Source organism: Moritella dasanensis ArB 0140 (assembly GCF_000276805.1).
Taxonomy (GTDB): Bacteria; Pseudomonadota; Gammaproteobacteria; order Enterobacterales; family Moritellaceae; genus Moritella; species Moritella dasanensis.
The window spans coordinates 90,660-104,646 of the sequence record NZ_AKXQ01000014.1 but is presented as its reverse complement, the minus strand read 5'-3'; the positions used below and the strand labels follow the sequence as shown (position 1 = coordinate 104,646).

Genomic DNA, 13,987 nt, shown 5'->3' with positions numbered 1-13,987 from the left:
GAAATGCCGTATAACGTCAATTCCACTATCACTTTATTACGGTGAACAGTAACAAATCTATTGTTAATTACAAATTGAGAATCAAAAATAGCTATCTTAAATCAAATAAAATACGCAGAAAGGCTAAAGCTTAATATACCTGTCTATAAAACTAGCTTACCGATGAGGCCAGGCACTTGATTAACTCACTATAATTAACTCACAAAAGCATCGCTGATCCGACTCCGTACCCATTTATGTAGCAGATCGTTTTGATGTCTTTCGTGCCATACGCTGCGAATGGTCACCTTGGGTAAAGGAAATGGACACGACTTGACCGTGAGCCCATATAACTTACGTCCTTGTTCTGCCATTGATTCCGGTAGAAAGGCAATGAGTTTGGTATTGGCTAATAGTGCTAACTGTAGATTAAGTGTTTCAGCATACAAACCGATTTTCCGTTCAGGCATTCCTGCCATTATGCCGTACTGAGTAACAGAGTCGTCCTGCTCATCCAACAGACTCGACTTTATGTGCGCACACTGAAATAGCCCCTCAGCATTCCAAGTCGCCAATACCGGATTTCCCTGATCTAATAAGCAGACTAACACCTCGTCGATAAGCCGCTTTTGCATAAACTTAGGATTGGCTTTTACCCCTGCCCCGATGATCATATCAAGCTTGCCCGCATCCAAATCATCATAAGCCGTTTTACTCAGCATTTGAATATCAATAATGATATTCGGTGCAGCATCATTAATCTCTCGTATGGCGTTGGCAAGGTATGACGCGACAATAAAGTCATGAGTCTGGAGTCGAAATCGAGCATGTACACGTGACAGGTCTAACGATTTAGGCGCTAACAACACATCAATTTCGTTAAGAATGAAGTTAAGTTTATTGGCCAGTTCAAGAGCCCGAACCGTGGGTTCTAACCCCTTAGCATGCCTTATAAAAAGTCGATCATTGAAGGTATCTCTAAGCCGAGTCAAGGTGTGACTCATTGCAGACTGACTCACGTGCATTTTCTTTGCCGCGCGTCCGACATGCTGCTCTTCGAGTAGTGCTTGCAGCGATTTAAGTAGGTTGAAGTCCACTTTAGCAATATTACTTTCATTCATAATTATTATCTACCGCAATCATTTTTATTCATAATGATTCAAGCTTACACTCATTACAAGTTAATAAATGAGGAAACACCATGAATACCTTTATCACGGTCATTATTGCATTGCTTTCAGCCTTCTTCTTATTCGCTGGCTCTATCAAATTATTCGGTTGGCAAAAAATGATCTTTGAAAAGCAGCTTGAATTCTTTCAATCATATGGATTAAACCGCCAGATAATGGCGCTGATTGGTACTGTCGAGTTGTTTGGCGCGAGCTGCATCTGGTTTCAAAGCAGTGTATTAGGTTTGCTTGGTGCGGCAGCGTTATTGGCGACATCATTAGGCGCTATCTTTTTTCATCTGCGTTTTGATACGTGGAAAGACGGTATTCCAGCCATGGTGACATTGTCGCTATCTGGCCTCGTTATTTTCTTTTAGAACGAAGAATACGCTTTGCGGTTTAAGCAAAAATGTATTGTCTTTTACATAGTTCACAACACTTATCACAAAGTATATGATGACTCACAGCAATAATTTCAAGTACTTAAAGGAACACCATGAATAATATTAAAACAGCGACTGTCGCAGCATGCTTTTCGGTTACCGCAAAAATAATCATCCATAATCTTATCGAATCAGGTACCAAAGTTGTCGCATTTGGCCGCAAAGGTGATGACGTTCGCGCTAAACAAATGGAAGATAAATACGCTGGTAAGCTAACAGTGCTGCTTGGTGATCTAGCTGATGAAGCTGAGAGCAAAACGCTTACAACCAAGGCTGTCAATATTTTAGGTCACATTGAAGCGCACTACCATTGCACAGGTATTTTCACGTGGCGACTTTGGAAAGACATTGAAGCAAAAGAAGTAGAAAACATATTCAACGCTAACTTTATGACTGCGTTTGTATTTGGCCGTGAGATTTTCAATGCAATGGCACTCAGCGGTGGTGGCTCTATTATGTTCGTTTCAGCCCGCGATACAGTGCGTAATATCCCTGCAGGTTTTGGCCCTTACATGGCATCAAAACTCGCATTAAATGGACTTGTCGAAAGTATGGCAGCCGAAGGTGCTGTACATAATATTAAGATAAACGCGATACTACCAACGATCGTGAATACCCAAGTAAACCGCGATGCGATGCCTGATGCTGATCATTCGACCTGGGTTGACCCAGCTGAGATGGCCGAGTTAATGATAGAGCTAACTCAACCAACAAAAACTAATCTAAGTGGTTCGCTTATCGCGTTTAACGGTAAAATGCATTAATCTTTTTCAGACACAAAAAAGCCCAGTAAACAACTGTCTACTGGGCTTAATACATCAATTTAAGAAGTTAAGTATTACTTAACTTTTTGCATTGTAATCGTTCCATCAATATCGCCATTTGGTAACATTTTGTGACGAATCAATAAGCCTTCATCCCAATCTTTACCAGCTGGTTGATAATTCCATTTAACAAAATATTCATCACCACACACACTAGCTGGATCATTACGATCATAATTACTATCATCGCAGAAACGCACCACTGAATTTAACTCAGTTAAAGTTGCTTGTGATTTTCGACCATCCTGATTAAACCACCAGTAATCAATGTCAGCCAACTCAGCATAAGAATAAGGCCCAGGCTCAAGCTCACTTGGAACGCTTGGATTGCCATTTTCACTTTGACACTCAAAACCAGACATTCTCATATCGCTATCGCTATACACATACTGAGCTTTAACAATACTTCCATCTTCACATATTTCTGAAGATTTCCAAGTACCTTTAAAGTCGACATAACGCTCTTCGCCTGAACTAGCTACTTCATAGTAGAAACTAACATTTTCTTCAGTTCGATCATCAGTACAGTCTGTTCCCGTATTATTATCACTACAGTTTATTAGTTTTATTTTCTTACGGATTTCACTGTAAATCTGGGTGATCGGATCATAAGATCCTGAGATAATCTCACGTTGCCAAGCAGGATTTGCTTCTCCGTCATCTCTATCATCAACAACTGTATCACTATAATGATTTAATGCTTGCTCATTAACAGCCCCAAGTGGTAACCACGCTTCACTCCAAAGTTCATCCTTATCAATTGCTCTTTCAGTATCCTCAGCAAGCAGATTGTAAGAAAATGAAATATCTAATTGATGGTGATCTGTACTCGTTGGCGTTCCTGAACACGTCCCTGGATCTTCGTGAGTCCAAGTATAGCCCGCATCATCGCCTAAGCAGTCTAGGTAATTTTTAGCATAATCCCCACTTATGCTACTGTCATTGGAGCCTGGTAATACTACGATCTTATCACTATCTAAACGGTATTCCTGGTTCGGCATACCGCGTGTATCTTCAAATAATTTATCTTTTAGCATTTTATCTGCGTGCACATAAGTCACGTTAGATGTATTAGTTTCATATTGAGTGACATGAATAGCGCGGATAATTGAATTTGAACCTTGTTGGAAGAAGGCAACTGGTGCACCAGATCCACGTGCCATTTCGCCAAAAGATGCATCCATATGTTCAATTGCAACATCTTCTTCAACAATGTTACTTACACCTACAGCAGTCAGAAAATCAGTTGAACTGGTACGAGAATCAAGATCTAGATCTGCAAGTGCTGCCAAGATAATTGGATCTGACATATCTTTTAATTCTTCAGGTATTGTAATAACCGAATCACCATCAGATCCGTTATCTAACGATTGCAGAATAATCGCAAGGTTTAATGCTCGGTTATATTTACCTGCAGCTTCAAAAGGAGTAAGTACTTCACGGTTAGATGCAGCGCCAATTTTAACGCCGTTTTCGCCACCTAAAAAGAAAGTAATAGTATCTTGCTCTTTCGCTTCATAGCTACCGTCGCTTTGAGTAAAGCCAGACATGCCGCTTGGCATAGCAGAGTAATAGATACCTTCAACTGCAGCATCAATGAATGCATTTGATACAGTAGGGTTAGCTGGTGCAGTTGTTGGATCAGAATCACTGCCACAGCCAGATAAGACTAGCGCGACAGAAGCTGCAAGAAAACTAAGCTTTTTCATTTTTATTATTGTCCTTATAAATATTAATGATATAGAAAATAAAGATACAGAGAATCATTTTTATAATGCGAATTTTATCTAAATTCTGACTTAACTCTGTGAACACTAAAAGCACCCACCTAATAGGTAATACAAAATGAGTACCAAGTGGTAGACCTTATACACTATGTTCAATAAAAACAATAAGATATATTAAAATTATAGATGTTCATTAATATTCTTTATGATTGCAAGGGTAAATAACTAGATATTGGGGGGGTAGATCGTATGTAAGTATAATTTATCAACAGTTTTAGATATGAATATTTGATTTGGTCTTGTCCTGACGATGCTGTTAAACATGATTTTTTGAGCGGAGAGTTAGTGAGAATTCTGTCAACAAGATGAAAAAGGAATACAACGCTAACGTGATGCCAGCGTTTTTACTCAGTCGTTAGGGGGCTTAATACCCACCCGATAACATAATTTAATCCGGTCTTTTCAGACTAAAAGGCGCGGTAATGGATGCGTACTCCCCGCCGCCTAATCGTGCGAGGGGTTTGACTTTATCTGCGGCAATACTTAATCGGTCTTTAGCATCTTGACTGACTACTGTGTCACTCAGGTAAAGCTGCTTAACTTCTACAAAGATAAGGGTTTGCGGTACATCACCCAATTCTTTAATCTCATAAAGCTCACAACCATAGGCAATATCGCATTGTGCTAGTCGTGGTAGCGAGAAGCCATTAAACGCTGTCGTTGTTAGACCCGAATCAACAAGCTCTGATTCGCCATGTGCTAATGTCGCCGCAGTTTTAGTCACCAGTTCTGCTTGCTCAGCTGAAGCGATGTGAATAACCATTTTCTTGTTTTTAAGAATATTAGTGAGTGTATCTTTGTTATCGCCATTGGTTTTTTTTACCCACAGAGATCATTAACAAAGCAGGTTCACTCTATCGTCCGCCATATTTTCAGCTACTTTTTTTATTCCCAATATTAAAGCAATGTAACCTTTATATTTAAATTATATCTACCTATAGTTCTACTTGTGAGAGAACTTTACTTTCCCACAAGTAAAACCATGGATAGCAACTTAACGTTGCAACAATAAAAAGGATAGTAACCTAGAGTCGCATATAATGGAGTACACTAGATGAAATCACGTGAAAAAATAATATCTCCTAGTCATATCAGGCCGCCAGTGAGAATGTTGGCACTGGCCTTGTGCCTGAACCTAGCGATAACCCCCGTATACGCCGTATTACCAATGAAAACCATAGGCGTTCCCGATGTTAATAAACTCGGCCTGCTTGATGGAACAGGTAGTGGCTATAATGCCAGTGATTGGGGAACGCGTATAACCAACCCAGAAATGCAAACAAGATTACAACAAATGGGCAAGGCTGCATTTTATGATATGCAGGTCGGCGGGGATGGTATTACCTCCTGCGCCTCATGCCATTTCACCGCAGGTGCGGATAACCGTAATATCAACCAAATGAGTCCAGGTTTACGGCGTATAAACGGGGGCGGAGGAAACGACCCATCCACTCTTTTTAATGAAGATTTTACCCACCAGTTAGTAGGTCCTAATGGCAAATTAACGCTAGCTGAATATGGTGGTCCAGGCAGCGAACGAGGCTTACTTGTGAGCGAAGCCGCTGTGATTTCAGCCGGGGGAACCATAGATGCTCCTCTCGATGGTGCTCCAGCAACACTTCCCGACCCTGCTGATGTAGACCCTAGTCTTGATGTTAATGACGTCGTATCTTCGCAGGGACCGAGAGCGATGAGTTTTGAGGGACTACATTGTAAAGATGGATTAGCCGGTCTCGGCAACGATATTGATTGTGATGATCCTTTAGCAATGTCATTCCCAATAGCTAGCGCCGCTAACGGCACCAGCCCAGGTCGTCAGGATATGGGAGAGCTGGATAGTGAAGATGAAGGATTTAATAAAAACTTTAGTGAACTACCAAATACAGTTCGGCACGTAGAACCGCGTAACACCCAAACCGTCTATAATGCCATTTTTAATCAACGCAGCTTTTTTGATGGTAGGGCTGATATCTTCTTCAATGGTGTTAATACCTTAGGGTTTCGCGATCCGGATGCCATGGTCAGGGTATACACAGCTGGTGGCTCTCCTAACGACGGCGACACGATAGAAGAACAACGTATGAACGTACCATTCTCTTCCCTCGCCTCTCAGGCTCTAGGACCTATCGGGAGTGTAATGGAAATGGTTGGTCATATCGATGATGGTAGCGGCCGGCCAAATCACTTTATGGGTAAAAAATTGGTCAATGCAACGCCGTTGTTCAATCAGCTGATTTCTTGTAATGACTCATTATTAGGGGAGCTGTTAACTTGTGCAACCACAGATGATTTCAAACGAGGCCTTGCCGCACCTCACAGTGATTACATTACTTACCGCGCGTTTGTCACCGAAATCTATGACAAGCGTTTCTGGGGATATGTGGATTCTAATGGCGATGAACAAGACATTTGCCTTCAAGCACCAAATTTCGATACAGTCGTATCACCGAGCGATTGTGGCATAAGGTCAGCAAACCGAACCCTGATGGAGCTTAATTTCCCTATGTTCTTTGCGCTAGCTGTACAATCCTATGAAGCAACCTTGTTTACTGCCGGAAATTCCATTGTTGAGCTACTCAGCGGCGGGGTGATCCCACCAGGAACCTTGATTACCAATACGTTAAAAAATAAAAGTGTCACTGTCGATCTGGGCCTCCCCTTCCCTGGCAATGGCAACCGCCCAGGCGGACTTGAAAATGTCGGTCTAAATCTAGAGGAGTGCATCGAACTAGTCGCATTAAATAATAGCGCTGCTCAAGAGGCTATCGCAACCCAATTGTGTACGCTAGCATTTGCTGAATTTATCGATCCGGGCGCAGTAGCAGGCTCTGAAGCTGGCAATGGCCCTAATCAGCCGCTAGGTGGAACCCTCGTCGTTGGCGATCTAATTGGTGAGTGTGCAGGTGACGATCCGACAACACCTCAGTGTCAAAAAGCGATTGCTAGCCTGCTTAATATTGATGAGGGTTTAGGGCGTTTTCAGGCAGGTGCAACAGCCTGCTCAGTATGTCACTTTGATCCGACCTTTACCGGGGCAACCGTAGCAGCGACCACTGGATTTGGTGCGCCACCACCAGAACCCTTTATCCCACCCGGTCAACTTGCCAGAGAAGAACCAGCAGCACTGACCGAACGTATGATAAAATTTGATGGTGGCATCGCCATCTATGACGCTGGTTTTTATAATATTGCCGTGCGTCCGACAGCGGAAGACTTGGGGCTTGGCGGTCGAGAAGGAGAAGTACCACTTGCATTCACCAAATTAAAACAGTTGATTAGCTTTGGTGTCGGAGATCAACCTTTCAATGCCGATAAGATAGCCGATATTGGCGTGAATTTGACCACAGGCGTAGCAGGCGCAGGTTCTTTACAACTACCAACGTCGATGCAAGTAAATGGGTTAGGCGTAACCAATCTAGCACCGGTTCCATTTCAGCTCACCCTAGCCTGCGGACCCGGTTTAGTTGGCAACGGCAAAGGTAAAGGAGAACCTAACAACAACCCTAATGTAAATTGTGTTCCTGATATTGCTGCAGATGAGTTCCTATTACGTAACGGGGCATTTAAGGCACCAGGTCTACATAACCTTAAGCATACCGCACCTTATTTCCATAATGGTTCAAAAATGAGCTTGAAACAGGTGTTTGCGTTTTATAGGAATATAGGCTCACTAACGACTCCGACACAAGGGTTCCCGAATATGAACTTGGCAAATCTTGATGCTGGTTTAAGGGTCGTAGGCTTAAGTCCTGAAAGGGAAGCTGCAGTTATAGAAATGATGGAAACGGGTCTAACCGATTGGAACACAACCTTTGAACGCGGTAAGTATGACCATCCCGAACTGTGTGTACCGTTGGGTCATAACGCTGATGGTACGACCAAACTTGTTGGTATTCCTGCCGTTGGGAAACTCGGTAATAACGTACCGCTGGCAACCTTCGAGGATATCCTGTCAGGAAGCCTTGGTCATGCACATGATCTCACCGAACCATGCTTAATACCGGGGGTCAATGGTATAGATATACCACCAGTTAAAGCAATATAAGCAAGTAACTGGTAACAAGGAGTATCCTTTAGCCCCGCCATCTCATGGATTGCGGGGTTTTCATTATTCAGCGATCCCCGTCTTAAGCTAACTTTATTTACGCAGGTCTTTGCAGACTAAACGGCGCGGTAATTGATGCGTATTCACCACCACCTAATCGCGCTAGCGGTTTCACTTTATCGGCAGCAATTTTCATGCGGTCTTTATCATCTTTAACTACAACCGCATCACTAATGTAGAGTTGCTTAACTTCAACAAATATTAATGTTTGTGGTACATCACCCAACTCTTTAATTTCGTAAAGCTCACAACCATAAGCGATATCACATTGCGCTAATCGCGGTAATGGAAAATTTTCAAATGCAGCGGTGGTTAGCCCTGAATTGGCGAGCTCAGATTGGCCATGCGCTAATGTCGCGGCGGTCTGAGTCACCAGTTCAGCTTGATCAGCTGAAGCAATGTGAATAACCATTTTCTTGTTTTTAAGAATATTAGTGAGTGTATCTTTGTTATCGCCATTGGGTTTTTTCCCCACTGAGATCATTAACAAAGCAGGTTCACTCGACACTGCGGTAAAATAAGAAAATGGCGCGAGGTTGTAGTTTTCGTCACCCGAATCGGTAAGTGTCCACGCAATAGGTCGTGGAATAATGGTTTGTGTCATCAAGTGATAACGTTGGCTAGCTGAAAAGTCGGAGAAATCTAATTGCATGTCATTAAAACCTTGTCATAGCGAAGATAACAGCCTGCCATATTCAGGTTAGTTAACCTAGTTTTATTTGTCCAAAGTCACTGGTGTGACAAATCCAGGCGGTTTAACGGCAAGTACTGAACAATCGATTCGATTGAGGATTGTTTCAGCGGTATTACCCATGAAGAAACCAGAAATACCGCTGCGAGCTACAGTGCCCATGACCACTATATCAGCCTCAATCTTGTCAGCTAATGCAGGGATCTCTTTGTGTGCTTGGCCTTTGAGCAAATGCGATTGCGGGTTTAGATATTCAAAAGTATTACGTCCCAACTTACTTACCACCTCTTCCATCACTTTATTCAAGCTCAGGCTATGCTGCTCTTTTACCTTCTCGATATAAGCCCGCAACTCTTGCTCCGATACAGTGAGGAACCCGCTTCTGAGCTCTCTTTCACCAAGCGCTTCCCACGCATGAACAATATGCAGTTCGGCGAATTCAGACATGGCTAATGAACTTGCCATGTCGAGAACTTTATGAGTAAGTAAGCGCTTTGCTTCTAGTTCTTCCGCTGGCACCTGCTCGTCGACATCGATAGCAGCAAGAATGCGGCGGTATGATTTAGGTGATTCCGATTTAATCAGCCAAACCAGACAAGGACATTTACGTAGCAAGTGCATATCATTACTGCCAACAACACTTTTTAACCGAGTATCACTTTCTGCGGCCTTAATTACCAAATCATAGTCGTTACGCAATACCTCATAGATGACTTCTAAAAACGGAGTCCCAACCAACACCTTAATTTTAATATCAATGTCATCTCGCCACCGCGCAACCAGTGCGGTCAGTTCTTTTAGATGCTCGGTGACTATAGTGGCCTCAATCTTATCAGGCGACAAAATGCTAGCGGGTATGTTTATATTCGCGGGTATTTTTTCAATGACTTCGACAACAGTAAGCTGAGCCTGATTGTTGTTAGCTAAAACCACAGCGCGTTCTAATGTAGCACTGCTACTAGGATCAAGCGTTACGACACAAATAATGTTTTTAAACCTTTGCATGTCATTATCCTACAAATAAAAATACGAATTAGAGCACAGTGCCGCTCATGACCTAACTTACTGATTGGTGAACCACCAGCGTTGTCTAATTGTAATTATGGCTTAATTTATGTTTCTTGCCCTCTCTAGCCGTATAAAACGGTGATGCATACTCACTTGATACCCTTTTGCTTCCATGTCAGCTGCTTTTTTACATTTATTTTTTCCCTTAAGTTTCCCTTAAGTTTCCCTTGTTAAAGTGAATACAGAATCAACAAACAAGGGAAAGCATATGAACTATGATCAACCGATAAACAATTACACTCTGGCAGTGATCGATGCTAATCACCCTTTAAGAACGCATGTTGAATCCTATATCTATTCTCGATACAGCATTGCATTCAATGCGCATATCCATGAGTTCATGCCCATGTTTGTTGCTATTTTAGATGAAAACAATGCCATCCTTTCGGCTTGTGGATATCGTGAGGCAGATAGCGCCCCGCTGTTCTTGGAGCAATATCTTCACGCGCCTGCCGACCAATTAATGTCTGATACGTTTGAGCAACCTATTTCAAGGAACAAGCTGATTGAATTTGGTCAGCTTGCGTCATTTTCCAAAGGCATGTCACCACTGCACTTTATGCTGATGGCTGAACACCTTGTTAATGAAGGTTATGAATGGTGCATATTTACAGCCACAGATCCGCTGCACGCCATGATGACGCGCTTAAAACTGCACCCTGTCATATTAACGCCAGCCAACGCCGACTACGTTCAAGATGGCGAAGAAGTTTGGGGCAATTATTATCACCACAACCCGAAAGTATCTGCGGGCAATTTAAAGCAAGGTTTAGCGCAATTAACATCCCGGTTTACCTCGCGAAACCGCTCACTATCACAGCCACAATCTGACTTTAACTCTCAATCACTATCGCAATCGCAAAAGGCATGCTCATGAACGCTCTATTAACGTGTATCTATAACTACGGATTAACCCAGCCTGACGCTATCGCCTTTGTCGGATACAGAGTAGCAAGTACTGCGCTTGTTGAGCTCACTTACACACAATTATGCCAACAAATTGAAGAGACAAAAGCAGCCCTTTTGGATTTAAACCCACGCTGTATTGCCCTGCGTGCAGCCAATAGCATTGATTGGGCCATGCTCGATTTAGCCGCGCTGGCAGCCAATATTACAATCGTGCCTATTCCGCTATTTTTCACCCCACAACAAGTCGACCATGCGCTGAATGAGAGTGGCGCTGATCTTTTTATTGGAGATTGGTCAGACAATTCATTACGGTCAAAAGCAACGCGATTAGAAGTAACGTTATTAGGCATGCCGCTTTATACAACAAGCAAACCAGTGACCGCGACTGAGTTTCCAGACAAATGCGTAAAAATCACTTTTACATCCGGTTCAACTGGCAATCCTAAAGGTGTTTGTCTTAGCGCATTGCACTTAGAAACGGTAACACAAAGCTTACTCGATACAATTTCTCAAGGTCAGATACCGCAGTCTCATTTGGTATTGCTACCGCTGACGACACTACTCGAAAACATCACCGGTATTTACGTGCCATTAATGCTTGGGGTCCGCACCATCATTTTACCTGGGGAACAAGTCGGTCTTATTGGTTCGAGTCAATTTGAAGCGCCCACTTTTATGCAGGCATTACTGACTTTTACCCCACAAAGTTTAGTGCTCACACCTGCATTACTTGGCGCCTTAATTCAAACCGTACAATCGCAACCAGAAATAGCTAAACGCTTAGTTTTTGTTGCGGTTGGCGGTGCGCGCGTGCCAAGTTCAATCATGGATCTAGCCCATCAACTGAACATTCCAGCCTATGAAGGCTATGGCTTGTCAGAATGCGGTTCTGTCGTCAGTCTAAATCACCCTGCTGCTTTTCAATTTGGCAGTTGTGGTCAGGTGTTACCACATTGCCAAGTAGAAATTGCTTGCGATGGCGAAGTGCTGGTCTTTGGCGCTTCGATGCTGGGTTATTTAGGTGACGACACAAAACCGCAATACATCGAAACCGGTGATATTGGCTATTTAGACTCCGATGGTTTTTTACATATAACCGGTAGAAAGAAAAACCTAGTGATCACCCCGTTTGGTCGTAACATTTCGCCAGAATGGATTGAGTCTGAAGCGCAGGTCTACCCAGCTATTCGTAACATGGTGGTAATGGGTGATCAAGATGACCAATTGCTTGCTGTTATTTCGACAAGTACTGCGAGTACAGAAGAACCAGGCAAGGTACGCGATGCTATAACGCAATTAAACCAAACATTGCCAGATTATGCCGCACTGTCTCGGTGGAGATTGGTTGATTCATTTAGCCAGTACCCACACTTATTCACCGCCAATGGTCGCCCAAAACGTGACGCATTTCAGCTGCAATTTAGTAAACAAGCTAACACACTCGATTTATCGTCTTCAGACTCTAATAAGGTAAACATCATGACATCAACACCACTATTTTTTGAGCAACTAAAACAAGCAACCCAACAACAGCAAGACCTGATGTATCAAGCACCTATTTTTGCAGCGTGCCAACAAGGCGACATCAGCTTAGCCAATTACACTGCTTTCCTTACCCAAGCATTTCATCACGTCAAACATACAGTGCCGCTATTAATGGCTTGTGGCTCGCGCCTACCAGAAAAATACGAGTGGTTACAAAGTGCCATTGGTGAATACATAGAAGAAGAAAAAGGCCACCACGAATGGATCTTAAATGACATTCGCGCGTGTGGTGCAAATGCAGACGACGTTCGTCATGACCAACATCAAGGCAAAGCATGCCAAGCAATCGAACTGATGGTGGCGTATTTGTATCACCAGATCGATCGTAAAAATCCATTAGCTTTCTTTGGGATGGTCTGGGTATTAGAAGGTACTAGCGTCACTGTCGGTGGTTCTATCGCAGCATTAGTACAGAGCAAGCTTGTATTGCCTGATGCCGCAATGAGCTACTTAACGTCTCACAGCACATTAGATCAAGAACACATCCAAACCTTTGAAAAGTTGATGAATAACATCACCGACACGGATGATCAACAAGCCATTATTGCTGGTGCCAACATGGTCTTCACTTTATATGGCGATATGCTAAAAAGCTTATCGGCGACGCATTAACGTTAATCCGTTTATCGCTTAAGGAACTGACATGAATTTACAACATAAACACTTTATCTTAACTGGCGCAACCGGTGGCATTGGCCGCTGTATCGCCGCAAACCTCGCGCAGAAAGGTTGCTCTATCATTCTAGTCGGCAGAGATGAGACTAAGTTAGTCGCATTAAAGCAGTCTCTGGCAATGTCCGAAAAGCACAGCATATTAATAGCGGATCTCAGTAATACCCTCGCGATCAAAACATTAGGCGAACAGTGTGCTGCCATGGTCGATGACAATATGCCGATTCATGGCGTGATTAACAATGCTGGTATCAATACTTTTGATTCCTTAGATAACCGCGATGATGAGGCCATTGAAGCTGAATTATACCTCAACTTATTAGCACCCATATTACTGACTAAAAGCGCCCTATCTTGGTCACAAAAGCCCAACGTCATCCTTAATATTGGTTCCACGTTTGGCGCTATTGGTTACCCAGGTTACAGCACTTACTGCGCGGCTAAAGCTGGCCTACATCGCTTTAGTGAAGCAATGCAACGCGAGCTACAAGGTAGTGCGACGAAAATACTTTATCTCGCACCGCGCGCCACCACCACAGAGTTAAACAATGCCAATGTCACGGCTTTAAATCATCAGCTTGGCAATGCGATGGACTCTCCCGAAGTAGTGGCTCTCAACGTCATCAAGGTGTTAGAAAAAGAACACACCACCACCTGGATTGGTTGGCCAGAAAAATTGTTTGTGAAAATTAACCAACTGTTTCCCTCGTTGGTTTCATCTTCTATTCGTAAGCAACACGCGGTAATCGTCGAGTTTATGAAAAAACCTATTTAATGCAAAAACGGCAGGTAAAC

The 13,987-nt window shown here is 43.0% G+C and carries 11 protein-coding genes; 6 read left to right on the top strand and 5 right to left on the bottom strand.

All coding sequences use genetic code 11. From position 1 onward, the window contains the following. Window positions 1–194: 194 nt before the first annotated feature. Window positions 195–1,100, bottom strand: a complete 906-nt coding sequence (locus tag A923_RS0113240) for a LysR family transcriptional regulator (protein ID WP_017222153.1) — start codon at window positions 1,098–1,100, stop codon at window positions 195–197. Window positions 1,101–1,180: 80 nt separating this feature from the next. Between A923_RS0113240 and A923_RS0113235 the strand changes: the two genes are divergently transcribed. Both A923_RS0113235 and A923_RS0113230 read left to right on the top strand, forming a co-directional pair. Then, entirely contained in the window at window positions 1,181–1,525 is a 345-nt protein-coding gene (locus A923_RS0113235; RefSeq protein ID WP_017222152.1) for a DoxX family protein, read from the top strand. 119 nt (window positions 1,526–1,644) lie between these two features. After that, entirely contained in the window at window positions 1,645–2,355 is a 711-nt protein-coding gene (locus A923_RS0113230) for an SDR family NAD(P)-dependent oxidoreductase (protein ID WP_017222151.1), read from the top strand. Window positions 2,356–2,429: 74 nt separating this feature from the next. On the opposite strand, the gene A923_RS0113225 is transcribed toward A923_RS0113230, so the two are convergent. Further along, a complete protein-coding gene (locus A923_RS0113225) occupies window positions 2,430–4,124 on the bottom strand; it encodes a hypothetical protein (RefSeq protein ID WP_017222150.1) in 1,695 nt (564 codons plus the stop codon). A gap of 466 nt (window positions 4,125–4,590) precedes the next feature. Continuing rightward, window positions 4,591–4,965: a flavin reductase family protein gene (locus tag A923_RS22545; RefSeq protein WP_017222149.1), complete on the bottom strand. Its 375-nt coding sequence runs from the start codon at window positions 4,963–4,965 to the stop codon at window positions 4,591–4,593. A 339-nt stretch (window positions 4,966–5,304) separates the two neighbouring features. Here A923_RS22545 and A923_RS23170 point away from each other — a divergent pair, with 339 nt between their 5' ends. Continuing rightward, on the top strand, window positions 5,305–8,247 hold the full coding sequence (locus A923_RS23170; RefSeq protein ID WP_157532847.1) for a cytochrome c peroxidase: 2,943 nt from the start codon (window positions 5,305–5,307) through the stop codon (window positions 8,245–8,247). A gap of 97 nt (window positions 8,248–8,344) precedes the next feature. On the opposite strand, the gene A923_RS0113210 is transcribed toward A923_RS23170, so the two are convergent. Next, window positions 8,345–8,959: a flavin reductase family protein gene (locus tag A923_RS0113210; RefSeq protein ID WP_017222147.1), complete on the bottom strand. Its 615-nt coding sequence runs from the start codon at window positions 8,957–8,959 to the stop codon at window positions 8,345–8,347. A gap of 63 nt (window positions 8,960–9,022) precedes the next feature. After that, the gene (locus A923_RS0113205) at window positions 9,023–10,003 is read right to left on the bottom strand and encodes a universal stress protein (RefSeq protein ID WP_017222146.1); all 981 of its coding nucleotides are present in this window, start codon (window positions 10,001–10,003) and stop codon (window positions 9,023–9,025) included. Window positions 10,004–10,274: 271 nt separating this feature from the next. On the opposite strand from A923_RS0113205, the gene A923_RS0113200 reads away from it, so the two are divergent. Genes A923_RS0113200 through A923_RS0113190 form a run of 3 tightly spaced genes read left to right on the top strand, consistent with a single transcriptional unit; the run spans window position 10,275 to window position 13,967 of the window. Then, complete coding sequence (locus tag A923_RS0113200; protein ID WP_017222145.1) at window positions 10,275–10,943, top strand: thermostable hemolysin; 669 nt, start codon at window positions 10,275–10,277, stop codon at window positions 10,941–10,943. Further along, complete coding sequence (locus A923_RS23325) at window positions 10,940–13,132, top strand: AMP-binding protein (RefSeq protein WP_017222144.1); 2,193 nt, start codon at window positions 10,940–10,942, stop codon at window positions 13,130–13,132. The genes A923_RS0113200 and A923_RS23325 overlap by 4 nt, the downstream gene beginning before the upstream one ends. 31 nt (window positions 13,133–13,163) lie before the next feature. Further along, the gene (locus A923_RS0113190; protein WP_017222143.1) at window positions 13,164–13,967 is read left to right on the top strand and encodes an SDR family oxidoreductase; all 804 of its coding nucleotides are present in this window, start codon (window positions 13,164–13,166) and stop codon (window positions 13,965–13,967) included. Window positions 13,968–13,987 lie beyond the last annotated feature (20 nt).